We start from the raw sequence: 26,468 nt of genomic DNA, 5'->3' as shown, positions 1-26,468 counted from the left end.
TTAAGCATGGCAAAGCGTATTGATGTCGAAGATCTCAACGTTTACTACGGTGATTTCCTGGCCGTCGAGGAAGCGTCAATAAAAATTGCACCCCTGACGGTGACTGCCTTTATCGGACCTTCGGGCTGTGGAAAATCCACTTTTCTGCGGACTATGAACAGGATGCATGAGGTAATTCCCGGCGGGCGCGTCACCGGCAAAGTGCTGCTTGACGGTGAGGACCTGTACGGGCCGGGTGTGGATCCGGTCAACGTGCGGCGAACGGTCGGAATGGTGTTCCAGAAGGCAAATCCATTCCCTGCTATGACGATTTACGACAATGTGGTGGCTGGCTTCAAGCTCGCGGGTGCGAAGAAGAGCAAGAAAGAATACGACGATATCGTCGAACGGTCCTTGCGCGGGGCGAACCTGTGGGAGGAAGTCAAGACGCGGCTCAATCGCCCGGGCGGCGGCCTCTCCGGTGGTCAACAACAGCGACTGTGTATCGCGCGCGCCATCGCCATCGAACCTCAGGTGCTGCTGATGGATGAGCCGTGCTCTGCCCTCGACCCGATCTCGACGCTTGCCATTGAGGACCTGATTACTGAGTTGAAGCAGCGCTACACGATCGTGATTGTCACTCACAACATGCAGCAGGCGGCGCGGGTCAGCGACCGTACGGCCTTCTTTAACCTGGCTGGCGTTGGCCAGCCAGGCAAGCTGGTTGAGTATGACGAGACCACCAAGATATTCTCAAATCCCACGAAAAAGGCTACCGAGGACTACATCTCGGGTCGATTCGGCTAAGAGGTCCGAGACGGATTCGTCGGTTCAGCTCGCGGATATCTTTCGCGGGCAGCTTCAGCAAGGGCGCTGGCGGCGGGGCCGACGCCTCTGTTTCCCCCGCGTGCGAATAGGGCTACGCGAATAGGGCTACGCGAATAGGGCGGCGCGAATAGGGCGGCGCGAATAGGGCGGCGCGAATAGGGCGACGCGAATAGGGCGGCGCGAATAGGGCGGCGCGAATAGGGCGCGGGCCCGTCGGTGTGAGTAACTCGGGTGCGCGGGGGCGCATCTGCGCCGCGGCGTCACTGCATATTGGAGCAGATCCGACGGCAGGGCGAAGCTAGCGTGATCGCTCGGGTGATTCACCGGTGATCGACGCCGGTGCATCTGATATGTGTGCCCCCGAAGTGCCTGTGCCCGTGACGTTCTCGCCGGTTACGAGGAAAATAACCCGGTGGGCGATGGCAACGGAGTGGTCGGCGAAACGCTCGTAGAACCGTCCAAGTAGGGCGATGTCTACAGCTGGTGCGGCTCCGTGTGACCACTCTGGGCTTTGCAGTGCGGCAAAGAGTTCGCGGTGTAGGTCGTCCATCAGGTCGTCCTCGATATCGAGGCTCCGAGCGAGGTCGATATCCCTTTCAAGTAGTACCTTCTCGGCCTGGCTAGCTAGCCGGATTGCCACTGCCCCCATCCGCTCAAAAATAGGGCGGATATCGGTGGGAATGACTGCGGCGGGATGGCGACGTCGGGCTGCTTGCGCCACGTGAATGGCCAACGCGCCCATTCGCTGCAGGTCGGCGACAATCCACAACGCGGAGACCACCACGCGAAGGTCAGAGGCCACAGGCGCCTGCAACGCTAGCAGTTCCAGTGCCACATCCTCAGCGCTGGAGCGCATTTCGTCGATCTGGATGTCGCGAGCGATGACTTGCTCGGCGAGTGCAAGGTCGCTGTCCAGCAGTGATTTCGTGGCGTCGCGCATCGCGTCGCTGGCGACGTGGCACATCCGTGCACCGTGTTCGCCGAGGTCGTGGAGTCGGGTTTGATAGGCGTGGCGCATCAATCAAGGATATTGCTAACGAGTGAGGCAGTGGGACCAAAACACGTGAACGCTGGATGAACCCCTCGCGGCTAAACGGCCGCTGGCTTTACAGACACTGCGACGTATCGGCCCGAACCTGAGCAATGTCGGCAACGGCGGATGTCGCTGCTTCCGGCGATGTCGCAGGCTCGGGGCTGCTCCCCGCGGAACTGGTATCGGCGGGAGAACCTGAGCCTGTCGTTGCGGCGACTGCGGAGCTGGCTGGAATCTGGGCGAGAACATCAGCAGGTATCGAATCACCGACGGAAGTCTCTACGGTCTGGCCATCGTAGGAAGATCCCAGAACCAGCCGGACATTTTTTCCGAGACCGCTCTTAACGACAAGCTTCGCGCCCGTCACCGTCGCTGCAACAGTCGCGGCTGCGGCCTCGTTGCCCGCCGAATACTCGACCGTAACTCTGGCCTGCGGGGCATCGTCCACACGCTGCAAGTTGTTGTCGGAAAGGCTGTAGCCGTAGGTGGTGAGTTTCGCCGCCACCTCGCCCGCAAGCCCGTCGCGACCTGCGGCATTGACGATTGTGAGGTCGACATCTGCTGGTGCAACGCTGATCAGGAGGGGTTGCGCAGCGGTAGCCGGTGCGGAAGGTTCCGCTGCACTGGGCGCGCCAGGGGTGGCCGTAGCCGCGGCCGGTGCAGGCTCGGTTCCGGGCACGGGGAGGTCGTTGATCAAAGCGTAGAAAAGCGGATCGGAGCGCGCGCGATCGATCTCCATTGATCCGCGACCGTCATTTTCCGGTTCCCCAGTTGGCAAGGTGTAAAAAGTGACCCGCGATGGGTCGAGAGTGCCCAGCGACTGCGCCAAGTTCATCAGGTCGTTGATTTTAAGGCCGTCGTTACGTGTCGCTTGGGTGAATGCGGTGACGAAATCATTGAGTTTGGCGGGGTTGAGCAACGTGTCACTGGACTTCACCTGGCGCAAAATCGAACTCAGGATCAGCTGCTGCCGTTTGATGCGAGAAATATCCGAGGAAGCATCCGTCGTCACGTTCCGCGCCCGCGATAGGTGGAGAGCCTGCGTGCCGGTAATTACCTGGGTGCCGCCTTGGGCCACGAGAAGGCCCAGTTCAGCGTCATCGATAGGCCCACACGCGTTGACGGTGATACCGCCGAGGCTGTCAACCATGGACTTGAACCCGGCAAAGTCGATCATGATGTAGCGGGTGATGTCGATGCCGGTGAGGTTTTCCACCGCTTTCACCAAACACTTGGGGCCACCAACGCCGTAAAAGGCATTGAGGTGCTGGCGGGGGTACTTGTTGGCGTCAGAGGGGCCGCCATATTGATTGGTGGAGCGGTCGTAGTCGTTGCACACGACATTGTCCGCCCACAGGTCGCGGGGGAGCGAAACAACCGACACCTGCTGCCGATCACCACTGATGTGCAGCACCATCATCGTGTCGGTGTTCACCACGCCGTCAAGGCTGCTGTCACCAACACCCGCGATGTTCTCGCCGGTCCGCGAGTCAGATCCCACGAGAAGGAAGTTCTCAGGCGGATACATGGGTAAGCCGGCTGCGGCTGCGGGAGCCGCGTCGGTGGGCAGAGCCCCGGTGGGGACAGCAGCCGGTGGTGGGGCATCACTGAGGCCGGCATCGACGGAATTGGCCGCAAGACCGGATTCGCCATTGGCGAGGATGTTTGAGTAAATGCCGGTGACAACCAGCACCAGCGCTGACACCAACGCCAGCAGGACGCTGGCACCGCGCTTGGCGTAGTGATGCCGGATAGGTGACGTGGTGGCCGGCTTCCGGGGAGTTGCCTTCGCCCAAGGAACTGCGGCTAGTGCGCCAACCGGAAGGGGAGCGGGGGCATCCCGCTCCCGAGACGCTGCCGGGTGGCCCACATCTGCGGGCCGCACGGATGCGAGCGCCTGGGCGCTGACCAGCGAAGCGCGAAGAGACTCCCGCACGGCAGCGGCCTCGGCCGATACAGGCAGGCCGCTCATTCGCGGCATGACGTCGGTCCGAGAGTTCGCATCATCGCTAGGGGGCGTCACAGGGTGGTGGTGACGAAATTCTTCGTGGTTGCGGGGCTGCGGTAATGAGCGGCCAAGAGGTTGTTGCGGCGGCGCGGCTATCGTCGGCGTTGCACTCAGGGTCGGTCCAGGTTGCGGCGCCGAGGGGGGATCCTCTTCCGGGTTCGACGCAGGGACAACGACAGAAACGGCCTGCTGCTGCGGTGTGGCGGCGATAGTCGGAGCGGTTGACGGGGAGGTGGACGATTCAGGAAGAGGGGTCAGAGCCGGTTCGGCGCTGGGGCTACTCGGAGCGGAAGCTGCTGCGTCTGAATCACGGTCAGATCGTCGACGGCGGCGAGGGGCGTCGCCCGCAGCGGGCGGGCCAAGCCTTGCTAGGAGATCGTCGACGCGCGTGGCGTCCATCCTCTCCGTGTTCCACCTTCGAGGACGATCCCAGGGCTGCGGGGGGGCGGTGTCGCCAGCGTCGACGTTCGCGTCGGTGAGTGCTGGGCCGGGGCCTTCGCCGCCGGAGCGTGGGCTCTCGCTCACGCCACCTCCTTTACTTCGCCATCAGGTCGGTATTCCGGATGCCGTGCTGTTGTGGTCGGGAATCTAGAATCTGGTGTGGCTACGAATCTAGGTTTCAGACGCGCTGTGCAGGGCATCGGTTCCTGCTAACCCTCGTTCATTATTAACCGTTTTGCCGGGATATGGATGTTTGATACCCCACACTTGTCCGTCTTGCCTGTTCAAGCCAGTACCGAGGCCAATATTCGGCGCCCGGCGCGGGTTGCTCAAGCCATCGCAATCACTCTCCCGGGTTCTCGGGAAGCACACATCGTGAGCCCTACCTCGGCAAGATCCGCACAAGGAGGGGGGTCTTAGTTCAGGCAGAAGGGAAATAGCCTGGCAGCGCCGCCCAGAATAGCGAATCGCAACATGGTCATATCGGTTCCGGTCCGCCGACCGTCCACGTAGACGGTGATGAGCGCGGGAACGCGATAAAGGATGCCCGACGGGTCCACCTGGACGCCAAGTGGTCGCCAGCCGGGAGTCGCGAGCAGGTGATCGTTTGCAGGGTCGAGTCCGATAGTGATGGTTGAGGGAGCACAGGCGCGCTGCTGGCCGGCAAAGTCAGGGTGTGCCAGCGACACCAGGAGTGCTCGCTGCGCGGCAACATCTCCGCGGGACGTCGCGTTGATCTGACTGATCACGTCATCCACTGCGCGGCGGTCGGCGGCGGGTACATCGGCGGCGGGGGAAGCGGCACCAGGGGAAGCGGCGGCCGTTAGCGCAGACGTGACCGCGACTTCGCTGGCGGTGGCGGTGGAGCTTGTTGGAGCAGAATTCTCACTGTCGGAGCACCCGATGAGGGTCAGAGCCAGCAGGAGCGTCAGCGCCAGGGTCAGAGTACGAGTTGTCTCTTCCCTGCCGCAGAGCCGGTCAGCCGCCACTGATGTCCAACTCGGCATCCTTGGCGACCACCACGTCCTCCTCCGGATCGTCAAGCCAGCCTTCGGGCAGGTGTACCCGTCGCTGCGCCGTTCCCTGACGCCCCCGGGGGCCCTCGGCAGCCTGTGGGTAGGGCTGGTCCAGGTCCATTCGGCTCAGCAAATCTTGAAGCTCGGGCATCGAGGACACCGTCCCGAGGGCGGCCCGGATCTCCCCACCCACAGCGAAACCCTTGAGGTACCAGGCGAAGTGCTTACGCATATCGCGCATGCCGCGGTCTGCCCCCATCTCTTCGCCGAGAAGTTGGGCGTGCCGCTGAAGGATGCCTGCGACGGCCCGCAGGTCTGGTGGGGTAGGTAGGGTTCGGCCATCGAAGGCGGCGGCAAGCTCGGCGAATAACCACGGCCTACCTTGGCAGCCGCGGCCAACAACAACCCCGTCGCATCCGGTTTGCTCCATCATCGCAAGCGCGTCGCCGGCTGCAAAGATATCGCCGTTACCGAGGACAGGGACGGTGGTCACCGCCTCCTTGAGCCGTGAAATCGCTGACCAATCAGCGCTTCCCGAATAGTGCTGAATCGCGGTGCGGCCGTGTAGTGCGACCGCAGCAACCCCACTATCTGCCGCGATCCGGCCCGCATTGAGGTAGGTGATGTGTTCGGGGTCGATGCCGATGCGCATTTTGATCGTCACCGGAATGTTTGCAGTGGAAGCGATTCGAACCGCGGTGCTCACGATCGACTCGAAAAGCTTGCGCTTGTAAGGCAGCGCTGAGCCGCCGCCGCGTCGTGTCACCTTGGGGACCGGGCACCCGAAATTGAGATCGATGTGGTCAGCCAGGTTGTCGTCCACCACCATTGACACGGCCCGGCCGACGACTACGGGATCTACGCCATACAGCTGCAGCGAGCGAGGCTTTTCCTCAGGGCCGAATCGCACCATGTCCATCGTTTTGGGGTCGCGCTCTACCAGCGCCCGCGTGGTCACCATTTCGCAGACGTAGAGGCCGGCGCCAAATTCGCGGCACAGTTTGCGGAAAGAACCGTTAGTAATGCCTGCCATCGGCGCCAGCACCACCGGCGGCCAGACGCTGTACTGCCCGATTTGCAGGGGGGCAATTGCGGGGTTCGCCGGACCGTGGGCAGCGACGTCAGCGGTCGGGGTTTCAATGGTGGTACTCACTGGCCCATTGTCCCTGATCGCCAGCGATCGCAGCACTATGGTGTGAAAACATGACCGCTTTGACACTGGGAAATCTTGCCACCGTCGACGCCAGGCAGGCGCCGGAGTTACTCGCCGCTTCGGTGTCGCAGGCGCTGGCAACCTCTGCAACCTTCGCCGTCGCGGTGGCCCCTATCGACCCGGGAGTTGCTGATACAGCTGCCTTTTGCGCCGCCTACGACGTGCGGCTCTCCTCCAGCGCCAACTGCGTGGTGCTGCTGGGAAAACGAGGTGATCAGTGGAAGTGGGCTGCGGCGGTGGTGCTAGCGACGACGAGAGCGGATGTGAACGGAACCATTAAAAGGCTGCTGGACGTGCGGAAGGTTTCTTTTGCCCCCATGGACGCAGCGGTGTCGGCCACCGGGATGGAATACGGCGGGATCACTCCCATCGGGTTGCCGGCGCCCTGGTCTGTCTACATCGATCGCGCGGTGGTGGAGGCGGGCCTCGTGGTCATTGGAAGTGGTTTGCGCAAGTCCAAGATCGTTATCGCTGGCGCATCCCTCGCGGCATTGCCAGGTGCCGAGGTGATTGACGGCCTGGCGAGTGAGCCGACGAGTTCCACGCGATGAAGATTCGTGCCAAAAATTGAGGCCGTTTCGTGATCCGCAACTCATTACAAAGTTGTTACCTTTTGGGTCTCGTTACTTACAAGTCGGCCTGCAGGACACCGCGTGTTCATCTGGCTGCATCAGAGTTGTCCTTGCACGATCATCGACAGTTCCCACCTCAGGAGGTAGTAAGTGCGCATCGCACAAAAACGTGTAGGCATCATCGCCTCACTCGCAGTCCTCGCCCTCGCCGCGTCCGCTTGTGGAAGTTCCGACAAGGGTGCGATGAGCAGCAGCACATCAGCTGCCGCACCTGCCGCCAGCAGCAGCACCTCGGCCGCAGCTCCGGCATCTTCCAGCTCTGAGGCGGCGAGCTCCGCTGCCCCCACCTCGGATGCCTCCAGCTCTGCAGCACCAGCGGCGATGGGAGATGCGAAGAAAGCAACGTCGCTGGCCGACTTCGGTGGCATGGCCGGATTGGAAGCAGCTGCTAACAAAGAAGGCAAGCTCAACGTCATCGCCCTCCCACGTGACTGGGCCAACTATGGCGCGGTTCTGGACGCCTTCATGGCCAAGTACCCGGGCATCAAGGTCGAAGAGCAGGCGCCCAACTCATCCTCCAAAGAAGAGATCGCCGCAGCCGAGATTAACAAGGGCACCGACAAGGCACCCGATGTTTTTGACCTCGGCACCAGCGTCACCTTGGGTAGCCTCGACAAATTCGCGCCTTACAAGGTCGCGGCGTGGGACAAGATTCCGGAGCTGAACAAAGAAGCCACCGGCCTCTGGACCAGTGACTACACGGGCATCATGGCCGTGGGTTACAACTCCACCAAGTTCGGCGAAATCACTAGCCTCGACCAGCTGTTTGATCCGAAGTTTAAAGGCGTCGTCGCCGTCAACGGTAACCCGAACGAAGCAGGCGCGGCCTATAACGGCGTCGTGATGGCTTCGCTTGCTAACGGCGGTTCGTTGGACGACATCACTCCCGGTGTAAACTATTTCAAGAAGCTCAACGACGCCGGCAACATGTTTCTCGGAGATGTCACCTCTGCCGTCGTTACCCAGGGCGAAGTCGGCGTCGTCATCGACTGGAGCTACCTGCAGACCGGATACGCCCAAGGTATGAGCGCTGAAGGCACCGACTGGAAGACCTTTGTCCCGGAAGGCGCCGCAATTGGTTCCTACTACAACCAGGCAATCAACCTCGACGCTCCCAACCCGGCCGCCGCTCGGTTGTGGCAGGAGTTCCTCTACACCCCCGAAGCCCAGAATCTGTGGCTCGCCGGTGGCGCACGACCGATCCTGCTTGACACGATGATCAAGGACAAGACGGTCGATCAGGCCAGTCTCGACGCACTTGGTGGCGCCACCCCGCCAGTGAGCCAGACCGCAGCTCAGACCGAGAAGTCGAAGGCAGATCTGCTCGTACAGTGGAAGCAAATCACGGGCTGATTTTCCAGACCGGGAAACGAATTTCGATGATCAGCACGGTATCCGCTGCGCCCCCGGCCGTTCAGGCCAGGGGGCGCAGCTGGACACGCAATCTGAAAAGCGCTCTGCCGACGGCGCCTTTTTTCATCTACGTCGCTATCTTTCTCATCCTCCCCACGATCCTGGTGATCGTGCAGTCCTTCCAGGACCAAAAAGGTGCATTTACCACCGAGAACCTGAAGCGGCTGTTTAGCTCATCGGCTCTCACCGTGTTCAAGGAATCGATGCTGCTTTCCCTTGCCAGCGCCTTCCTCGGTGTGGTGGTCGGCGGTCTTCTCTGTTACGCGCTAGCGACAGCTGCGCCCACGGCCTCGGTTCGTAAAGTACTGGTCGCTGCTTGCTCAGTCCTCGCCCAGTTCGGCGGGGTCATGCTGGCGTTCGCATTCATCGCCTCGGTCGGCAACGAGGGATTTGTTACCGGGCTGCTGCGAGACTCCTTCGGAATCGAGCTATCCCAGGGGTGGCTCTACCAGTTCAACGGTTTCGTGTTGGTGTACGCCTACTTCCAGATCCCGCTGATGGTGATCATTTTCCTCCCCGCGCTCGACGGCATCAAACCGCAGTGGCGTGAGGCGGCAGAGACCCTGGGGGATCAACCTGGATGTATTGGCGAAGTGTGGCTGGTCCGATCCTGGCCCCAGCCTTTATTTCATCATTTCTGCTGCTATTCGCGAATTCCTTTTCTGCCTACGCAACCATCGCAGCTTTGACCCGTTCGAGCACCGTGGTACCTACGGCAATCGCCGACGCGATGACGAATGAGCAAACCGACCAGGGTAACTATCCGCAAGTCTTGGCGCTGGGAATGATCGTCGTTGTCACGATCATCATGTTCGCCAACGCGCGACTTCAAAGGCGGGCGACAAGATGGCTCAGATGACGACGGATTCCGTTTCGATCATTCCTGCGACGTCCACTACCCCAGCGACCTTGGGTCCCAGCTCGCGTAAGCTTCGTGCCTCGCGCAGACGTAAAACAACTGTTTTCCGCTGGGCGACAGTGTCCGTCGTCGGTCTCTTCTTCCTGATTCCGATGTACTCGTTGTTCTATTCCAGCAGCCACACCTTGAGTGGGAAGTGGATCTGGACTGCCTGGAAAGCTGTTGGCGGTTTGGCAACCGCCGGAAGTAAGGACTGCTCCGCCGAGGGAAATCAAACCTTAATCGCTGCCTGTAGGCGGGTTGGCATCCAAAGTGCGCAAATCTGGACCGGCCTCACGAACTCGCTAGTTCTAGTCGTCCTCACTATCGCACTGATGCTGTTCCTGCTCGTCCCAGCAATGATCTGGATTCGCCTTCGCCTCCCATGGCTCAGGCGCACCATGGAATTCACCTGCCTTTTAGCGTTGACGATCCCAGCGATCGTCTTGGTGGTGGGGTTGGCGCCGATCTATCGCACGCTGTCAAATGTGCTCTCTACCGACACACTCTGGCTCTGCTTCGCGTACGCAATCCTGGTTCTCCCGTTCGCGTACCGTTCGCTCGACGCAGGGTTGGACGCGATCGATATCAAGACGCTGTCCGAAGCCGCGCGCTCGCTGGGTTCGTCGTGGCTGGGGGTCCTCTGGCGGGTGGTGATCCCGAACATCAGGACAGCGCTCGTGAGCGCCAGCTTCATCTCTCTCGCCTTGGTTCTGGGAGAGTTTACGTTTGCCGAAAGGCTTGCACGGCAGAGTTTCTCGACCTCAATCGTGGGTATCGGGCAGGATAATCCGCGCCTTGCGATGGCACTCTCGCTGGTGTCGTTGCTCGTTGCGCTCTTCCTCCTCCTGTTCCTTTCGCTCCTAACCGCGTCCCGCAAGGGCCGCACCCGCCGTAAGGGGAAAACTTCGTGACCACGGATGTACGCAGCTCGACAGGCGTGGGGGTCTCCCTACAGGACTTGCGTCGCAGCTACGGCGAACTTCAGGCTCTCAGCGGGATGACGCTGACGCTGGCGCCCGGCGAATTGGTCGTTCTGCTTGGCCCGTCCGGCTGCGGCAAAACTACTGCACTGCGAGTACTTGCCGGACTCGAGGATGCAGACTCCGGTCACGTCGTAGTGAATGGGAAGGACATCTCCAGCGTCCCGACCAGCAAGCGCGATATGGGCATGGTTTTTCAGGCCTACTCGCTGTTCCCGCACATGACGGCGCAGGAAAACGTGGCCTTTGGGTTGCGTCTTCGCGGAGTGGATGCGGCAAAGAGGAACAAAACCGCAGATGAGTACCTGGAACTGGTCGGGCTCGGCGTCCAGCGAGATCGCTACGCGCATCAGATGTCTGGTGGCCAGCAGCAGCGGGTGGCACTAGCTCGGGCCTTGGCGATTCAGCCTCAGGTGCTACTGCTCGACGAGCCGCTCTCAGCTTTGGATGCGAAGGTGCGGGTACAGCTCCGTGACGAGATTCGGCGTATTCAACTCGAAGTGGGCATTACTACGCTTTTTGTGACCCACGACCAGGAGGAAGCTCTCGCGATCGCCGACCGGGTGGGGGTCATGAAGGCAGGGAAGATCGAGCAGATCGACGCCCCCGAAGTGATTTACAACAACCCAAATTCAGCGTTCGTAGCCGAATTCATCGGTTCCACCAACCGGCTTGTGGGCACCGTTTCTGGCGGCGCGGCAACGGTTCTCGGTTCGCAGGTCCCGCTGCTGCCGGGTTCTGTGCCATCGGGTGCGGCAGTGGTGCTGGTGCGCCCCGAGGCTGTCCGTGTCATGCCAGCTGATCCAGCCGTAGCCAATGCGCGGGTGGTGACGACCAGCTTCCTTGGCGCGCACGGACGTGTCCAGGTCAGGCTGCATGACGAGACTCTCGTCTTCGCCCAGTTGACGTCGGTGAATACGGCCGAACTGTTTGCCGGGCAGGCTGTTTTGCTGGAACTAGCGGCGGTGCCAGCGCTAGCCGTCGCGCCGTAGCGGGCTGTGTTTGTCTCGGGCGGAAGCCTCCCGGAAGCCTCCCGGAGGACGGGTTCCGGGCGTGAAACAATGAGTCGATGAGCCCGGATCCCGTTGCCCTGTCTGAATCCCTCCTCGATCTGGCTATGAGAGCTGCTCGGGCCGCCGGGGCCGAATTACTCTCCCGCTATGGAACTGTCTCCGGGTTGGATGCGAAAAGCTCCGCTACGGACCCAGTGTCGGATGCTGATCGCGCGGCCGAGGACTTGTTGGTCGCGATGATCAGCGGAGAGCGTCCAAGAGACGGCTTTGTGGGTGAGGAAGGCGCAGCGGTCCTCTCCTTGTCCGGAATCACCTGGGTTCTCGACCCGCTGGATGGCACCGTCAATTACCTCTACCAGCTCGATAACTTCTCCGTGAGCGTGGCGGCCGAGGATGCACAGGGCGCTGTAGTGGGGGTGGTCTATGACCCTGTGCGCAACCTCATGTTCTCCGCCTGCCGCGGCGGCGGTGCCTATCGAAACGGCTTGCAGATTCACTGCGCGCCAGCCGTACCCGCAGCGCTAGCGCTGGTGTCAACAGGTTTCGGGTACAGCGCGCCGCGCCGCGCCGCCCAAGGCGCTGTGATCGCTCGGGTGCTTCCGCTAGTTCGAGATATCCGCCGGATCGGTAGCGCCGCGCTCGATTTGTGCGGCGTCGCTGCTGGCGCCACCAACGCCTACTTCGAAGAGGGCGTGCAGCGTTGGGATATCGCGGCTGGGGGACTGATCGCCGCCGAAGCGGGTGCCACCGTCACTACCTTCACGCCAACGGGGGTTGCAACCGGTGTCTTGGCTGCCGCACCCGCGTTGCATGACGAGTTGCGGTCGCTGGTGATGACAGCGGCCGAATTAGCTGGCGTCCGTGATTAGGGTTGCCATGCCGGACTCGCTGCTACTGCCCTAAAAATCAGCTGGGGCGCCGGCGCCCGCAGAGTCACCTCAACGGGTGATTGCTTGAATGTTTGAGACACATTCGCTCAATTGGATACCCTGAGTAATAATCGAGGCTCGCAGGCTGGACATGGATCCCCCAAATGGCCTAAGGTGTGACTCATAGTCAGGATTGCCCTCGGCCGGTCATGGAGTGGGCGCACAACGGTTTTTTATGAAGGAGCGGTACGTCATGGGCTTGAATCGTCCCAAGAGAACTGTGGCCGCCACGTTGGTCGCTGGTCTGGCCTTGGTGAGCCCTCTTCTGATAACGCCCGGTGTCGCCACTGCGGACGTGCTGCCAGACCTCGTCATCTCCGAAATTTACGCTGGCAGCAACGAAGCTGCTTCTGCATTTGTGAGTGATTTTGTCGAGATCTACAACCACGGTTCCTCCACAGTTCAGCTCAGCGGCGTCTCTCTCCAGTTCTCCGATGACGGACGCACCTGGACTCAGGTCCCACTGGCAGGCGCCCTTCTTCCCGGTGGCTATTTTGTCGTGACCGGACCCGAGCGGGGCCGATCCGGGCAATCCTTGGATACGGTGTCGCAACTGATTTCGCCGGAATTAGAGCTGGGAAGTAACGCTGGCGGGGTGGCTCTTGTCGCGGGGACGGACCTTCTGACGTGCGACGGGGATGCGTGCACCGCTGGCACGGGGGTTCTTGACGATATGTTTTATGGCTCGTTGGCTGGCTCCGTCCTCGCGCCTGCCCAGGCCGCCGGGCCATCGGAGGCTTTAAGTCGAGACGCCGCCAACACCCGCACCGGCGTCAGCGCTGCCGATTTTGCATCGGCCACTCCCACGGTGGGTCTTCCAGGCCCGCAGCGAGATACCCCGATGATCCCGGCCGGTCCTGTAATCCCGGCTGTGCCCGTAATCCCGGCTGGGCCGATTGTTCCCGCTGGTCCGGGCACCCCTAATGTGCCAGTGGGCCCAGTCCTCCCGGCGCCGCCATCAGTGCCAGCCGACGGGACCGTTGGGTCCGTTGCCGCCGATATCACCAGGGCTTTTACCGCCGGTAGCTACGTCAACAGCAGTTATGTAGGCAACGGGACGAGCGATTCTGCCAAAGAATCGGCCCTTGGCAATTTGCTGGCTAACTCGGTGAAGGCCGCAGTGGCAGCTCCGCAATACAACGCAACAGAGATCGGCCTGGTCGACCCGCGTGCCATCGGTAGCGACCTGCTGCTGGCTCCGGACGGAATCGTTACCGCACGCGAAGCAGCTGCGGTGATGCCAAGAAACGACTTGCTCGCCACGTTTGTACTCACCGGGGCGCAGTTCAGGCAACTGCTCGAAGAGCAATGGCAAGCAGATATGTCGTACGTGCAGTTCGGTCTCTCGGACAACGTGACGTACACATTTGATGACGCCGCCCCAGCAGGTTCACGCATCGGTGCCGTGACCATTAATGGCGCTGAACTCGACAACGCGGCAACGTACCGGATCGGCACGTACTCGACGCTGGCGCGGGACAGCGCAGGCTTCCCTGCGCTCGGTTTGGCCACAGACTCGGTGGCAACCAGAATTTCCGATGGTGACGCACTCGTGCGCTACCTGGAGTCAAAGCCCCTCGTAGCACCGGACTTTGCGCGGCACTCTGTACAGGTCACGGGCTATGCCGGATCGGTCACGGCGGGGGAATCCCTGACCTTCAAGGTTGCCGGGTTGAATATGGACAGCAACGGGGCTCCTGAAAATAGCGCCATCACCGTGTCCTTGGAGGCGGCTGAAGGTAGCGGCCTGCGACCGATTCTGATTGCGTCATCAGCGATCGACTTGGGCGTCACCCCGGTCACTGACGGTGGCGCCGAAGTGAGTGTCACAATCCCGAAGTCGCTGGGTGGAAGCTACCGCCTACAGGTCACCGCGATTCCCAGCGGAACCACAGTGCGTCTTCCACTCACGATTCGAACTGCGCCCGCTGCTGCCCCGGGACTATCTGCGCCTCCCACGAGCGACTCCGTGACCCCTAGCGCATCGCCGAGCGCGGCTGTGAGCATTGCCGTGGCTGGCACCCACGCCACCGCGCTCAAGCCAGAAGCAAGGACAGCTGCTGGCGCCACCGACAAGGCCGATGGATCTCGGTTGGCCAGCACCGGCATCTCCGATGCGACCATTGGACTCATGTGGGTCGGCGCGATCCTGCTGATGCTGGGGGCCGGTGTGCTTGCTGCTGCACGTAGGCGTGCGGCCACGACTTCGTAAAGCGATGCACCGCGCGTTTCTCCACCTCATCGGGGTGAGCTCGGCATCAGATCTGGGCGGTGCGGAAAGTGTCCTATTGGCCTCGTTGTGGCCCTCCGTAGCTATGGTCGCCGCTGAATGTGGCCCGTTATGCTGGTGTGGTCAGTACGAGCGTGCGCGGTGAGCGGCGATAAGCGCAGCGTAGTGGTGGTAGCTGGCCTTCGGTGTTCGGTCTTGACTGAGCGGGTCCACTGCGACGAGCCCCATTGGCCGTGTAAGGCCTTCGCCAAATTCCCAACAGTCGAGCAGTGTCCAATGGTCGTACCCGCGGACGTCAGCGCCATCGCGGATAGCGGCAGCGATGGCTGTGATGTGTTGGTCCACGTACTCACATCTATCGGCGTCGTCGATGCCAGGCGCCGTGTGCGTTCCGTTCTCCGTCACATACAGCGGCGGTAGGGCTGGGTATTGGGCAGTGAGTTCCAGCAGCACCTGGGTCAGCGCTGACGGGTCGAGGGGCCAGCCAGCGTCATCGGTGGCGGCAGCGGGATCTTCTACCAGCGTGAACGGGATGGTGGCGTTGTCGGTGGCGGCAGCAACCATCACGGGGTGGTGATAGTTGACTCCGTAAAAGTCGAGTGGCTGCGCCACGAGGTGGGCGTCGGCGGCGCTGGCGAAGTCCAGATCCGGGGAGCTGGCGATGAGGCCCGCCAATTCCCCTGGAAATCCAAGGCCGAACAGGGGGTCGGTGAAGGCGCGGTTGTGCAGGATCGAATAGAGCTCGGCCGCGGCGATGTCCTCGCGGGACTCTGAGGCCGGACGGACGCGGGTGTGATGGTTGGCGATGCCAATCTGCTGCGCTCCGCTGGCACGCAGTGCCTGGGTTGCATATCCGTGCCCCACAAGCTGGTTGATTCCGGCCCGGAGCGATTCTCCCAGCATCGTGAGCCCCGGAGCCTCGATGCCGAGCCCGTAACCGTAGGCGGTATGCACCAACGGGGAGTTCATGGTGACCCAGCGCGAGACGCGGTCTCCGATTTTGGCGGCGACCGTCGCAGCGTAGTCACCAAAAACCTCTGCGGTGTCACGCACGAGCCACCCGCCGTCCGTCATTACCGTCAGGGGCATGTCGTAATGGGTCAAAGTGACAACAACCTCGACCCCTTTGGCGAGCAGATCGTCAATATAGCGGGAGTAGCGGTCGTACCGGTTGCCGGATTCGGCTCCCGTTAGTGCTGACCAAGAGAGTGAAATTCGACTGTGCGAAACCCCGAGATGGGTGATGAGATCGACGTCAGTGCTGACATTGGCGGAACTGCGCAGGTGACCAGGACCGTCTGCGCGCGTAGTGCCATCGACTATTCGTCCCGGCGAGGCTGCAAAAACGTCCCAGATTGAGGCGCCGGCGTGAGTGAGCCCAGAGGCGCTCTCGTCGTCGAGGCGTGCGGCATCCAGGCCCTCGACGGCCGTGGCTGCAGACACGATTCCAAAACCAAAACCCCGTGGGAGCAACAGATTCGACTCCGTCAAGTGCTTCTCTTCCTAGTGACCGACGTTGTAAGTACCCTCCATCTTTCGCTAGTGACGGGCGTGGGCCAAAGGCGGGATGCAGATCTGCGGCTTCCACCGCGCCAACTTGCCAGGGTGGCAGAGTGCTCTGGGTTGCTGAGCTCGGGGGTGAGCACACTGTTTTCTCCCACCGCGCGGTTTCGGTCCTGGAATCTGCCCACTACTGCTCGATGCTGGATTAGGCCACATGGCTGAATGGCGAATACTCTGAGTTAAAGCATGGTGAACTGAGTCACCTACTTGCAGGGCCACGTGATGGAAAGACCTTCTGCCTCCCAGCCCCGTAATGGTGCGCCAGTGCCGGTGCGGCCCTTGATATCCAGAGGACCGTCGCCCATGCGGCGAATGTTCGGCCCACGTGGGTCCGTCTGGATGGGGAAAGCGTGATGGAAGCGGAAATGATCGAGCTAGGTCGAAACCAACTGGTTCAGGCTGCGGTGGTCCAGATCAATCTCGCAGGCGTCGAATCAGCCACCATTGCCAAGGTGTGCACTGGGGCAGGGCTGGACGAGGCGGACTTTACGGATTTCTTCGCTGACCGGCGGGGCCTGCTTCTGCACATCGGAGCTTCGTTGGCTCATATGGAGGATGCCGCCGTGCGCGCGACGCTCAGCCGGCGCCGCTCCTTGACCGAAACTGTCAGGTTGGCTTTGCTTGCGTTGTGGGCGACGGTCGAGGAACACCCTGAACTCCAGCAAGCTGCCCACGAACTCACCTTCTCGGGGATGCGACACGGTGAGCCGATTTCTGTTGCCCAGGCGCAGCACGAGGCCTACTGCGCGTGTGTTCAGCAGATCCTGGAAGCCATCGCCCAGAGCCACGGCATCAAGTGGGAACGTCCGGTCACTGAGCTGACCCACTTGGTCGTATCAACTGTTGACGGGCTCAAGTTGGGATATTTGGTCAGCAAGGATTCGACGGCGGCCAGGCAGGTGCTGGAGCTGTTCGCTTATCACGTTGCTCAGCACGGCCGGCGGACAGCAAAAAATGACCCGAAGTAGGTAGGGACGCCCTGGGCTTGAAAAGGGGTCAGGCCCGCGCGACGTAGAAGTGAGTGAGCGTGGCTCCGGTGGCCGCGAGGTCCTCCCAGCTTCCGGCGGTGGTGAGCACCGCGATCGCTGATGTCGGAAACTTCACGCTAAGTTCGGTCAAGTGGGCCTCGTGGGAATCGGGTAGAGCCAACATGGCCGCGAGCCCTGGGATTCCCGGCGCATGGCCCACCACGAGCAATGTCGTCACATCGGCTGCCGTGCGGCCGATCTCGGTCAGGATTTCGCCGGGGGTGGCGTCGTAGACCGCTCGCGAGAAGCGCACAGGGCCGGTGAATCCGGTCGCGTCATACGTCTGTTGGGTGCGGACCGCAGACGAGCAGAGTGCTGCAAATCCGGACGATGGGATCGCCGAACTAATTGAGCTGGCTGCTTCGGCGCTGGCGCGTCCGGGGATGGCGCTGGTGAGCACGTGCTGTCGAATCCATCGGCCTGCCTCGGCGGCTTCGGCCCAGCCTCGTTCAGCAAGTGGGCGCTCCTAGTCGGCAACTCCCTCGGGGTAGCCGGATTTTCCGTGGCGAAGCAGAATCAGAGTTTTCATCACGCCTCACTATGCGGGTGGCCGACCCATCCCGTCGAGTACCCGGCTGGCAGCTGCACAGGTGCGAGGGTGAACAGGCGGGGGTTGACAGTCGAGGGTTGACAGCCGTACGCACTTACGGGCAACATATGCATAGATGTGCAGATATTGAATCGTGATCGGAGCGTAATGACGAACGCTATGTCCCAGTCTGATCCGGCGACGGCTGTTATCGACGGCTGTGTGGTGCCGCTGGTGCACCCCGAGAAAGTGGCGCTCGCGCGCGAGGCAGGGCCGTCCTTGGCCGAAACCATCGAACTGGCTGGGCTTTTTAAGCTGCTGGGCGACCCCACGCGGACGCGCATCCTCTACTCGTTGCTGGAGGCCGGAGAGCTCTGCGTGTGCGATATCTCGGCCACCGTGTCGGTTGCCGAGACGACGGTGTCCCAAGCTCTGCGGCTGCTTCGCACCGCCGGTGTCGTCGCCTGCCGTCGCGACGGACGCATGATGTTCTACCGTCTCGCTGACGCCCACGTACGGATGCTGCTGGATCTCTCGCGCGAACATGCCCGGCACGAGAGCGCGGGCCAGCTATGAGCCACGAGCATCCCGCCAAGCCAGCCCCCAAGGGCCACTCCCATTCGCACGGTATCGGCGGCCACAGCCACGCTCCGCCGGTCGGCCAGGGGTCAGGCCCCAATACCGGTTCCCGCTACACCAGCCGGCTAGCCATCGCCTTCGCGCTGACGGCAGGCTTCTTCGTCATTGAACTTGTCGCAGGCTTACTTTCGGACTCATTGGCGTTGATCGCCGACGCCGGCCATATGGCCACCGATGTGGTTGCCCTCGGGGCAGCGCTGGTCGCCACCCGCATCGCGGGTCGGCCGGATAGCACGGGTAAGCGGACCTACGGCCGGTACCGCTCCGAGGTTTTCGCAGCCGGCCTCACCTGCTTGCTGATGCTCGGGGTCGGGGTCTTCGTCGTGATCGAGGCGGTGGGCCGGATCGGTGCGGCTCCGGTGGTGGGAACGCGGCTGATGATGATCGTCGGCGTCATCGGGTTGGTCGTCAACCTGGTGTCGTTGCTGTTGCTGCGCAGGGGTTCTCAGGATTCGATCACTATGCGTGGCGCCTACATTGAGGTGCTCGGAGATGCGGCCGGTTCGGTCGGGGTCCTTGCCGCGGGCATCCTGATCAGCGCTACCGGAAACCCGATCTGGGACGTCATCGTTGCAGTCGGTATCGGAGCCTTCGTGGTGGTGCGGGCCGTCAGCTTATCGCGTTCGGTGTTGCGGGTGCTGGGGCAGCACATCCCGGAAGGGGTTGACCTTCAAGAGATTAGCGCCGACCTGGGTCAGGTGCCGGGGGTCGCTGAACTTCACGACCTGCACATCTGGGCCCTGACGTCGGGGATGAACGTGGCGACCGCGCATTTGGTGCTCGCGCCCGGCGCGGATGCGCACCGCGTTCTGGACGCGGCGCAACAGATGCTCACCACCAAACACGAGATAGAGCACGCGACGCTGCAGGTCGAGCCTGCTGATCACAGCATGTGCAAAGACCTGACCTGGTAGGTGTCAGGTACGAGACCGGCCCGGCTTCAACGGTGGCGGATCTTGGGGGTCGGTTCGTGAGTTTGCGGAGTGATGCGTGGATTGCTTAGCGGTGATGACGACGATGCGGTCGCCGGGCTGGAAAACGCGCACGCCGCCGGAATCAAAGCGGTGGGATACCCCATTGCGAACCACGTTCAGCACAATTTCCCCCTGAGCGGTCAGCCGTGCGGGCGAGAGACCAACGTCGGCGGGTGTCACCTCCCGCTCGAGAATCTGAAGTCCCGCAACGGGTTCCAACAAATCCTCGATCAGCTCGCCAGCCATCGGAGCCACGATGGAAAGGCCGAGCAGGCGGCCAGCAGATTCCGCCGTGGGGATGACGACGTCAGCGCCGGATTGACGGAGCACCGGGATGTTTTGCTCCTCGCGGGCAGCCGCGGCGATGGTCGCATGGGGGGCGAGCCTCCGGGCGGTAAGGGTAACCAGCACCGAGACGTCGTCTCGGTCGGTGGCGACAATGACCCGGTCCGCGCTGGGCACTTCCGCCCGCCGCAGGACCTCCTCGCGTCGGGCATCGCCCACCACCCCGGCGCAGCCGTCAGAATTCGCCAGCTTAATGTTGGCGTTGCTGGCATCCACGACCACGATGCTTTCGACGCTGTGGCCCTGGTCTTTCAGCGCAGAGACTGCCGAGCGCCCTTTCATGCCGTAACCAATTACTACCGTGTGCTTCTTCACGCGTCTCCTCCAGCGGGCATACCGGAACTGTTGTCGGCTGCGCTCGGTAAGCACCTCAATGGTGGTTCCAATCAAGACGATGAGGAAAAGGAATCGCAGCGGGGTGATGAGCAAAATGTTGGTCAGTCGAGCCGAATCCGACAAGGGGGTGACATCGCCGTAGCCGGTGGTGGACAGGGTGACGGTGGCGTAGTAAAAACTGCCCAACCAGCCCTCGATCGGGTGGTCGTTTTCCACATCGCGATAGCCGGCCCGTTCCAAGTACACGATCGTGGCGGTGAGAACGATGCAGCCGATTGCGATGAGGATGCGGGTCGAGATGGCGCGCACCGGACCGCGCTTACGTTCCGGAAACGCGAGCCGCGCGTCATTGTCCTGTGCCACGAGGGCAACACTACGACCTTTGAGCGCTGTTCTACTCCTCGACGGTGCTACGACCCGCGAGGAACGCCTCAAATTCGGCGCCCAACTCGTCGGCGGTGGGCAGCGGGGCGTTGTCGGCGAGGAGGCCTTTTCCGCGCGCGGAAATGAAGGTGTCGTATTGCTGCTCCAACGCCTGAACAACGTTGGCGACCTCCTCGGACCCCGATACTTGCTCGTCGATGGCCACGCGATTGGCTTGGGCAAGTTCGGTGAGCCGTTCGGTCGGCAGATCCAAGCCGCCTGCTTCAGAAGCGGCTTGGAGGAGTTCGCGACTCGCCTCGGGGAACTCGGCTCTGGCCAAGTAGTGCGGGACGTGCGCAGCGAACCCGATGGCGTCGCGGCCAGCCTCGCCGAAGCGGAACTCGATAAGCCCGCCAATGTGACCGGGGACCTGCATGGAGCCATTCCAGAACGGTGCGGTTGTCAGCAGACCGTCACGGTTGGCATGCGAGGTTAACCCAGTGGGGCGAGTGTGGGGCACTCCCATCGGAATTGCGTTGAGTCCCACTGTCAGTCGGACGCCGAAGCGGTCAGCGATGTGGCCGACGGCGGCGACGAAGCCTTCCCAGCCGAAGTCTGGTTCAAAACCGGTGAGGAGCAGGAACGGCGTGCCGGCGCGGTCGATAACCTGAACAACCTTGAGCTCCGGTGCCTCGAATGCGGTGAAACGGTCCTGCTCGAACGTCATCAGTGGACGGCGCGAGCGGTAGTCCACTAACTGATCCGCATCAAAGGTGGCGAGCGTGAAGTGCTCGAGCGATTCCAAGATCGCGTCGACGGCAAGCTTGCCCGCAGATCCGGCGTCGACAAATCCGGCGAGGGCGTGCACCAGAACGGGCTCGCTCAAATCTTCGATGCGCGAGTCCTCCAAATGGAGCTCGTACAACTCGCCGGGCTCGAGGGGCATGACGTACCTTTCGCAGACTGCAGTGGTGTGGCTAGTACTGGTTGAAACACCGGAAGGCGGGAAGTGATTCCTTCGGGCACCCTCCATGATGCCTCTACTTAAAAACGACGGTCCGTAGTCCATCGCGGAACACTCTGTTCTGCAGGTGGTTGCTCAGGCCGCGAAAGAGCACGGAACGTTCAATGTCGCGGCCACGACGCACCATGGCGGCCGTCGAATCGGTGTGATCGACGTGGATCACGTCCTGCTCGATGATGGGGCCCGCATCAAGCTCACCCGTGACGTAATGGCAGGTGGCGCCGATCAGTTTGACGCCGCGCTGGTAGGCCTGATGGTAGGGCTTCGCGCCGCGGAAGGATGGCAGGAATCCGTGATGGATGTTAATCAGCAGTCCGTCCCACTTCTCGCACAGCGCGGGCGGGACAACCTGCATGAACCGAGCTAAAACGATGACGTCGGGCTGCTGCTCCTCGACCAACCGGGCGATTTCGGCAAATGCCGCAGGTTTGGTTTCTGACGTGATCGGCACGTGCATAAAGGGAATGTCGAACATGTGCGCCACCGGGCCGAGATCCGGGTGGTTGCCGATGATGAGCGGTATGTCGACATCCAGTTCGCCCGAATGCCAGCGGCCGAGAAGGTCGTAGAGGCAGTGCCCTTCCTTGGAGACCAGCAGCACCATTTTCTTGCGGCCTAGAGTGTCGATGACTTGGAACTGGTCGGCTTTGAGAGCCTGCGCTACTTCGGCGAACCGCGCGCTCAGCTCTGTGTAGTCGATGGCTAGAGAGTCGGCGCGGATCTCTTGGCGAGTAAAGAATCGGCCGGATTCGTCATCGGAGTGGTAGGCCGCCTCGACGATCCAGCCGCCGATGTCGGCGAGAAATGTGGTGATCCGGGCAACGATGCCCGTACCGTCGGGGCAGGCCAGAGTGAGGATATAGCGGCGTTCGGAGGACGCCGGTGGTGTTCCTGGCGTTCTTGCGGGGGAAGTCACGATGGGTAATTATCCCTGACGCCCTGACGCCCTGACGCCCTGACGCCCTGACGCCGAGTGTGGCTCAGCCGGTGTCTGGATCGATGGCCGACCAGGCCACGGTGAGTTCGCCGAACCTGCTGCGGCTCTCGGGTCCGAGGAGCGGCCAGTCGTGGCCCAACGATTTCACTGCGGCGATCCACCGTTGACGGGCCGAAAAAACCGCCAGCGCCGCCGAGCTATCCCAGGCAAGACCGAGATCCCGCACAAATTTATGGATTGCGGTACCCGGAACGTTCTGGTGGATCAGGGTTTTCGGCAACCTTTCGGCGAGAGTCCGCGGGTGGTCGAGGTGCCTGAGGGAGCAGGAGAGTGTCAGCGACTCGGGGCCATGCATGGAGGCCAGCACCCACGAGCCGATACGGCCGATCTCGTCGCAAGTGCCCTCGACCAGGACGCCGCCGGGGGCGAGCCGGGAGCAGACATCGACCCATGCTTGCCGTGCTGGCTCCTCGTCATACTGGCGCAGCACATTCATCGCACGGACCAGCTGTGGGCGGCGGCCCGCCAATTCGAATCCGCCGCGCGCGAAGTCCAGGCGCGGGGGTCGGCGAAGGGCTGGGCTGCCGCGACCCTGGCGGGCTCGATTTCTACACCCAGCACTCGAACGCCAGGGTGGTTCCGCCTGAGCCGGGCGGCGAACTCCACCGTCGTGACGGCGCTGGCTCCGTAGCCAAGATCCACGGCAAGCGCATCCGGCTTTTGTAGAGCGGCGGCTACGGCGGGCCACGAAGCGATCCAGTTATCGTTGCGCCGCAGCCGGTTTGGCGCGGTTGTGCCGCGCGTGGGTGCGCCGAGCGTGCGCGCCCTGCCAGCGGCGTAGCGCCGAACCCGGACATCACCGTGGCCGGCCATGGGTATCCGAAGCCTCGCGCTCTGCCCTTTTCTTGTCCCGCTTACTGCGCGAGCTGCCCCTGGGTGAACATCTCCTCGCGTGCCAGCAGTTCCGACACCTGCTCGACGATGACCTTTTCTATCTTCGGGCCGAACATTGGCACGGGAACGATCGCTTCGGCATCGATGTGCAGCACGGAGCCTTCGCCGCTCGCAGCCAGTGACATGGTGCCCTTCAGAGAGGCCGGCGCGCCCTGGATGGTGACCTTAAAATTGGCGTCGTAGCCGCCCGCGTCGTTGGCCTTCCAGCTCTCGGTGCGCTGGGTGGATGGGTCACCGCTGATGAACGAGCCGATGATGGACGGCAGCACTGCGGCCGGAATGCCCTGCCGGGTCACGAGTTCAACGGTCTCATTGTCGGAAGTCTGGGACACAATTTCAGGGTCGATGCCGCCACTGGCCGCCAAGCGCGCGGCCAAGAACACCGGGTTGCCAAACAGGGCGAACACTTTCTCCGGGGTGGCTGCGTAATGCTGGGTGACGGTCATCTGGGTGGACACTGGTGCCTCCTGGGTGGGTTTTAAAAAAACGTGCTGGGTTGAAGACTATCCGGCTCCTCCCACGCAGCCCTTGAAGGCAATGGTGTTCGAGCCCGACCATTCGCCACTTCGCGCGCCACTTGTTGTGGAACTCGAGACTTGTTGCGGAACTCGCGGCGGTGGCCCACCGCATCCCGGTACGGTGACCGAATGCCCGCATCCATCAACCTCTCGACGCTGACCACCCTCGGTCTCGGCGGTCCGGCGCCGTCGTTGACTGTTGCGGCCACCGATGACGAGATCTGCGCGGCGGTGGCAGAGGCAGATTTTGCGGGTGCACCGCTGCTCGTGGTGGGCGGTGGATCCAACCTGGTAATTGCCGATGAAGGTATTGCGGGGCCCGTGGTCCAAGTGGCAAACACGGGTGTGAGCGCTGTTCGTGACGGCGATGACCTCTTGGTGACGGCAGCAGCCGGCGTGAACTGGGACGAGCTGGTCGCGCAGTTCTGCGGCGAAGGCTGGTCCGGGATCGAATTCCTCTCTGGCATCCCAGGGTCTACCGGCGCCACCCCCGTGCAGAACGTGGGCGCCTACGGCATGGAGGTCAGCGAAGTACTCGAGAACGTCACGGTCTTCGACCGGGCGACGCGCGGCGTGCAGCTGCTGCACACAGATCAGCTGCAGTTGGGATACCGCTCCAGCGTGCTGCGCGGTAGCGATCGGGCGGTGGTGCTCAGGATCCAGATGCGGCTGAGCCGCCGGGAGACACCGGTGAAGTACGCCGAGCTTGCCAAATCGCTCGGGGTTGCGCCGGGGGAGAGCGTGCCTCCAGCCGTTGTCCGCGAGTGTGTCTTGGGTCTTCGGCGCAGCAAAGGTATGGTGCTCGACCCTGGCGACCCCGATTCCCGCAGTGCCGGATCCTTCTTTACCAACCCGCTGCTCTCCGCCGAGCAGGCCCGGGAGGCGGATGGTCGAATTCGCGGGGCGCTTGGCTCCGATGTCAGTTATCCGCACTTTCCCGCCGGCGACCGGGTGAAGCTGTCCGCAGCGTGGCTGATCGAGCGTGCCGGATTCGGCAAAGGCTTCCACCTCGGCGCCGGCGCCGGTGTCTCGACCAAACACACGTTGGCGTTGGTGAACCGGGGCGGCACCACCAGGGATTTGGTGAACCTGGCCAGATATATCCGCGATGGAGTTGTTGCGAAATTCGGTGTGACGTTGATTCCAGAACCGGTTTTTGTAGGCGTGACGCTCGACTGAGTCATCCGCGCAGTTCAACCATCCCACGCAGATCACACGTTGAGCCGCTACCGTGGGCGAAAAGCTATTATCCAAAAAATTCGGTGAAGTGGAGATACTGGTGGCTGTTGGTTTCCTTGCTAGGAAAAGTGGCGTGCGTCGATCGTTGTCGATCATCGCTGTGGGTGTGGCGGCCGTCCTCACCGTGGGCGCATGTTCCAGCACAGGTCAGGACGTGGTCGTCACCGAATTCCAGACCGCAGGTGCAAACGCAGCCCCCGCTCCCTCGCAAGTAACCGTTCCGCCCACGCAATCGGTGGCGGTCTCATCCGCACCCGCTGCCTCGGCAGCGGCGCCTGCAGCGGCGAAGGTCAACATCATTAGCCTGCCCGCCTTCGGCAGCACGGACTTGGCGCCGGCCACCCCGATCACGGTGACGGTGTTCAACGCCGACATCACGGGTATGACGGTTACCGGTTCGGATGGCTCCGCACTCAAAGGCGATATCTCGGCCGACGGCGCTACGTTCACCTTGAGCCAGGGGATGAAATATGGCCAGACCTACAACTTTGTCGGGGTAGCCAAGGGCACCGACGGCACTGAGACTCCCATTACCGGGACGATGGCAACGGTCGCGCCGACAGATACAAACCGCGCCGCCATTACGCCGTCCCAGGGAGAGACCGTTGGGGTTGCGGCGCCGATTGTCATACAGTTTTACGGCCAAGTGAAGGATCGAGCAGCTGCTCAGCGGGCACTGACAGTGACAGCGGTCGACAAAAGTGGAGCGCCGCTGAATGTCGAGGGAAGCTGGGGCTGGCTCCAGGACGAGGAGATCAAGACCGCTGGGGTGCTGCAGTCGCAGGTGCACTTCCGGCCAAAAGACTTCTGGCCCGCTTACACGACAGTAACGGTGAAGGCCAACCTGTACGGAGTGAATCTGGGTGGAACCTGGGGCCGCGAGGATGTCTCCCAAACCTTCACCATCGGCCGCGATCTTCGGGTGGATGCGAACGTGTCCAGCTTCAGGATGAAGGTCACGGTAGACGGAGCCCAGGTGCAGGACTTCCCAGTTTCTTATGGCAAGACCGAGGACGTGCGGCGGGCCACTCGCAACGGCATCCACATCGTGCAGGAGAAATTCCCGGACTACGATATGTGCAACACGCAGTTCAATTACTGCGGCGTGAAGGTGAAGTGGGCCGTCCGCATTAATAACAATGGCGAGTTCATCCATGAGAACGACAGCACCATCCCGCAGCAGGGCGTGGCCAACGTTTCCCACGGCTGCGTCAACATGAGCACAGCCAACGCGAAGATTTTCTACGACATGGCGTTATACGGTGACCCGGTGACGGTGAGTAATTCACCTGGTGCCCCCGACCTTGGCCCAGCGGATTACAACTACGACTGGTCGTATACCTACGACCAGTGGAAGAAGTTCTCAGCCCTGTAGCCCTGCGCAGCCCGCGTATAGTTCTGTG

General features: G+C 62.1%; 24 protein-coding genes and 2 pseudogenes. 14 read left to right on the top strand and 12 right to left on the bottom strand.

What is annotated here, in order from left to right; translation table 11 throughout:
• Positions 1-6: 6 nt before the first annotated feature.
• Entirely contained in the window at positions 7-786 is a 780-nt protein-coding gene (gene pstB / locus EH165_RS13705; RefSeq protein WP_124799944.1) for a phosphate ABC transporter ATP-binding protein PstB, read from the top strand.
• A gap of 319 nt (positions 787-1,105) precedes the next feature.
• Here pstB and phoU read toward each other — a convergent pair whose 3' ends face one another.
• The 4 genes from phoU to dusB all read right to left on the bottom strand — a co-directional run bounded on the left by phoU (position 1,106) and on the right by dusB (position 6,458).
• Positions 1,106-1,825: a phosphate signaling complex protein PhoU gene (phoU, locus tag EH165_RS13700; RefSeq protein ID WP_124799943.1), complete on the bottom strand. Its 720-nt coding sequence runs from the start codon at positions 1,823-1,825 to the stop codon at positions 1,106-1,108.
• Positions 1,826-1,913: 88 nt separating this feature from the next.
• Positions 1,914-4,373, bottom strand: coding sequence for an LCP family protein (locus EH165_RS13695; RefSeq protein ID WP_124799942.1), 2,460 nt, complete (start codon positions 4,371-4,373; stop codon positions 1,914-1,916).
• 332 nt (positions 4,374-4,705) lie between these two features.
• Positions 4,706-5,296 (bottom strand): hypothetical protein, encoded by a 591-nt coding sequence (locus tag EH165_RS13690; protein WP_124799941.1) that lies wholly within the window; start codon positions 5,294-5,296, stop codon positions 4,706-4,708.
• A complete protein-coding gene (gene dusB / locus EH165_RS13685) occupies positions 5,268-6,458 on the bottom strand; it encodes a tRNA dihydrouridine synthase DusB (RefSeq protein ID WP_239020588.1) in 1,191 nt (396 codons plus the stop codon). Before dusB ends, EH165_RS13690 begins: the two co-directional genes overlap by 29 nt.
• A gap of 50 nt (positions 6,459-6,508) precedes the next feature.
• On the opposite strand from dusB, the gene EH165_RS13680 reads away from it, so the two are divergent.
• Positions 6,509-7,069 carry a YbaK/EbsC family protein gene (locus tag EH165_RS13680; protein ID WP_124799940.1) on the top strand — a complete coding sequence of 187 codons (561 nt, stop codon included), beginning with the start codon at positions 6,509-6,511 and terminating at the stop codon, positions 7,067-7,069.
• A 119-nt stretch (positions 7,070-7,188) separates the two neighbouring features.
• Here EH165_RS13680 and EH165_RS15885 read toward each other — a convergent pair whose 3' ends face one another.
• A complete protein-coding gene (locus EH165_RS15885) occupies positions 7,189-7,518 on the bottom strand; it encodes a hypothetical protein (protein ID WP_206425976.1) in 330 nt (109 codons plus the stop codon).
• Between EH165_RS15885 and EH165_RS13675 the strand changes: the two genes are divergently transcribed.
• The 7 genes from EH165_RS13675 to EH165_RS16595 all read left to right on the top strand — a co-directional run bounded on the left by EH165_RS13675 (position 7,517) and on the right by EH165_RS16595 (position 14,598).
• Positions 7,517-8,503 carry an ABC transporter substrate-binding protein gene (locus EH165_RS13675; protein ID WP_206425975.1) on the top strand — a complete coding sequence of 329 codons (987 nt, stop codon included), beginning with the start codon at positions 7,517-7,519 and terminating at the stop codon, positions 8,501-8,503. The two genes, EH165_RS15885 and EH165_RS13675, sit on opposite strands and share 2 nt — an antisense overlap.
• A gap of 26 nt (positions 8,504-8,529) precedes the next feature.
• A complete protein-coding gene (locus EH165_RS13670; protein WP_206425974.1) occupies positions 8,530-9,252 on the top strand; it encodes an ABC transporter permease in 723 nt (240 codons plus the stop codon).
• Positions 9,249-9,422, top strand: coding sequence for a hypothetical protein (locus EH165_RS15880; protein ID WP_206425973.1), 174 nt, complete (start codon positions 9,249-9,251; stop codon positions 9,420-9,422). The genes EH165_RS13670 and EH165_RS15880 overlap by 4 nt, the downstream gene beginning before the upstream one ends.
• The gene (locus EH165_RS13665) at positions 9,419-10,375 is read left to right on the top strand and encodes an ABC transporter permease (protein ID WP_124799939.1); all 957 of its coding nucleotides are present in this window, start codon (positions 9,419-9,421) and stop codon (positions 10,373-10,375) included. Before EH165_RS15880 ends, EH165_RS13665 begins: the two co-directional genes overlap by 4 nt.
• Positions 10,372-11,436, top strand: coding sequence for an ABC transporter ATP-binding protein (locus EH165_RS13660; RefSeq protein WP_206425972.1), 1,065 nt, complete (start codon positions 10,372-10,374; stop codon positions 11,434-11,436). The genes EH165_RS13665 and EH165_RS13660 overlap by 4 nt, the downstream gene beginning before the upstream one ends.
• Before the next feature lie 77 nt (positions 11,437-11,513).
• Positions 11,514-12,326 carry an inositol monophosphatase family protein gene (locus EH165_RS13655; protein WP_124799938.1) on the top strand — a complete coding sequence of 271 codons (813 nt, stop codon included), beginning with the start codon at positions 11,514-11,516 and terminating at the stop codon, positions 12,324-12,326.
• A gap of 253 nt (positions 12,327-12,579) precedes the next feature.
• Positions 12,580-14,598, top strand: coding sequence for a 5'-nucleotidase C-terminal domain-containing protein (locus EH165_RS16595; RefSeq protein WP_164479245.1), 2,019 nt, complete (start codon positions 12,580-12,582; stop codon positions 14,596-14,598).
• Between the two features lie 141 nt (positions 14,599-14,739).
• On the opposite strand, the gene EH165_RS13645 is transcribed toward EH165_RS16595, so the two are convergent.
• Positions 14,740-16,089 (bottom strand): glycoside hydrolase family 1 protein, encoded by a 1,350-nt coding sequence (locus tag EH165_RS13645; protein WP_277870560.1) that lies wholly within the window; start codon positions 16,087-16,089, stop codon positions 14,740-14,742.
• Between the two features lie 455 nt (positions 16,090-16,544).
• Here EH165_RS13645 and EH165_RS13640 point away from each other — a divergent pair, with 455 nt between their 5' ends.
• Entirely contained in the window at positions 16,545-17,147 is a 603-nt protein-coding gene (locus EH165_RS13640) for a TetR/AcrR family transcriptional regulator (protein ID WP_164479243.1), read from the top strand.
• A 28-nt stretch (positions 17,148-17,175) separates the two neighbouring features.
• On the opposite strand, the pseudogene EH165_RS13635 reads toward EH165_RS13640, so the two are convergent.
• Positions 17,176-17,736: pseudogene (locus tag EH165_RS13635) on the bottom strand (SixA phosphatase family protein).
• Positions 17,737-17,904: 168 nt separating this feature from the next.
• On the opposite strand from EH165_RS13635, the gene EH165_RS13630 reads away from it, so the two are divergent.
• On the top strand, positions 17,905-18,312 hold the full coding sequence (locus EH165_RS13630) for an ArsR/SmtB family transcription factor (protein WP_206425970.1): 408 nt from the start codon (positions 17,905-17,907) through the stop codon (positions 18,310-18,312).
• Entirely contained in the window at positions 18,309-19,289 is a 981-nt protein-coding gene (locus tag EH165_RS13625; protein WP_239020587.1) for a cation diffusion facilitator family transporter, read from the top strand. The genes EH165_RS13630 and EH165_RS13625 overlap by 4 nt, the downstream gene beginning before the upstream one ends.
• A gap of 3 nt (positions 19,290-19,292) precedes the next feature.
• Here EH165_RS13625 and EH165_RS13620 read toward each other — a convergent pair whose 3' ends face one another.
• The 5 genes and pseudogenes from EH165_RS13620 to EH165_RS13600 all read right to left on the bottom strand — a co-directional run bounded on the left by EH165_RS13620 (position 19,293) and on the right by EH165_RS13600 (position 23,766).
• Positions 19,293-20,393 (bottom strand): potassium channel family protein, encoded by a 1,101-nt coding sequence (locus EH165_RS13620; protein WP_124799934.1) that lies wholly within the window; start codon positions 20,391-20,393, stop codon positions 19,293-19,295.
• A gap of 31 nt (positions 20,394-20,424) precedes the next feature.
• Entirely contained in the window at positions 20,425-21,339 is a 915-nt protein-coding gene (locus EH165_RS13615) for a proteasome assembly chaperone family protein (RefSeq protein WP_124799933.1), read from the bottom strand.
• 94 nt (positions 21,340-21,433) lie between these two features.
• On the bottom strand, positions 21,434-22,333 hold the full coding sequence (gene purU, locus EH165_RS13610) for a formyltetrahydrofolate deformylase (protein WP_124799932.1): 900 nt from the start codon (positions 22,331-22,333) through the stop codon (positions 21,434-21,436).
• Between the two features lie 64 nt (positions 22,334-22,397).
• Positions 22,398-23,227: pseudogene (locus EH165_RS16920) on the bottom strand (class I SAM-dependent methyltransferase).
• Positions 23,228-23,268: 41 nt separating this feature from the next.
• The gene (locus tag EH165_RS13600) at positions 23,269-23,766 is read right to left on the bottom strand and encodes a DUF2505 domain-containing protein (protein ID WP_124799931.1); all 498 of its coding nucleotides are present in this window, start codon (positions 23,764-23,766) and stop codon (positions 23,269-23,271) included.
• Positions 23,767-23,955: 189 nt separating this feature from the next.
• Here EH165_RS13600 and EH165_RS13595 point away from each other — a divergent pair, with 189 nt between their 5' ends.
• Positions 23,956-25,005, top strand: coding sequence for a UDP-N-acetylmuramate dehydrogenase (locus tag EH165_RS13595; protein WP_124799930.1), 1,050 nt, complete (start codon positions 23,956-23,958; stop codon positions 25,003-25,005).
• 100 nt (positions 25,006-25,105) lie between these two features.
• On the top strand, positions 25,106-26,440 hold the full coding sequence (locus tag EH165_RS13590) for a L,D-transpeptidase (protein WP_164479242.1): 1,335 nt from the start codon (positions 25,106-25,108) through the stop codon (positions 26,438-26,440).
• The last annotated feature ends 28 nt before the right edge of the window (positions 26,441-26,468 follow it).

The organism is Nakamurella antarctica, assembly GCF_003860405.1.
Taxonomy (GTDB): Bacteria; Actinomycetota; Actinomycetes; order Mycobacteriales; family Nakamurellaceae; genus Nakamurella; species Nakamurella antarctica.
This window is presented reverse-complemented; position numbering and strand designations above follow the sequence as displayed.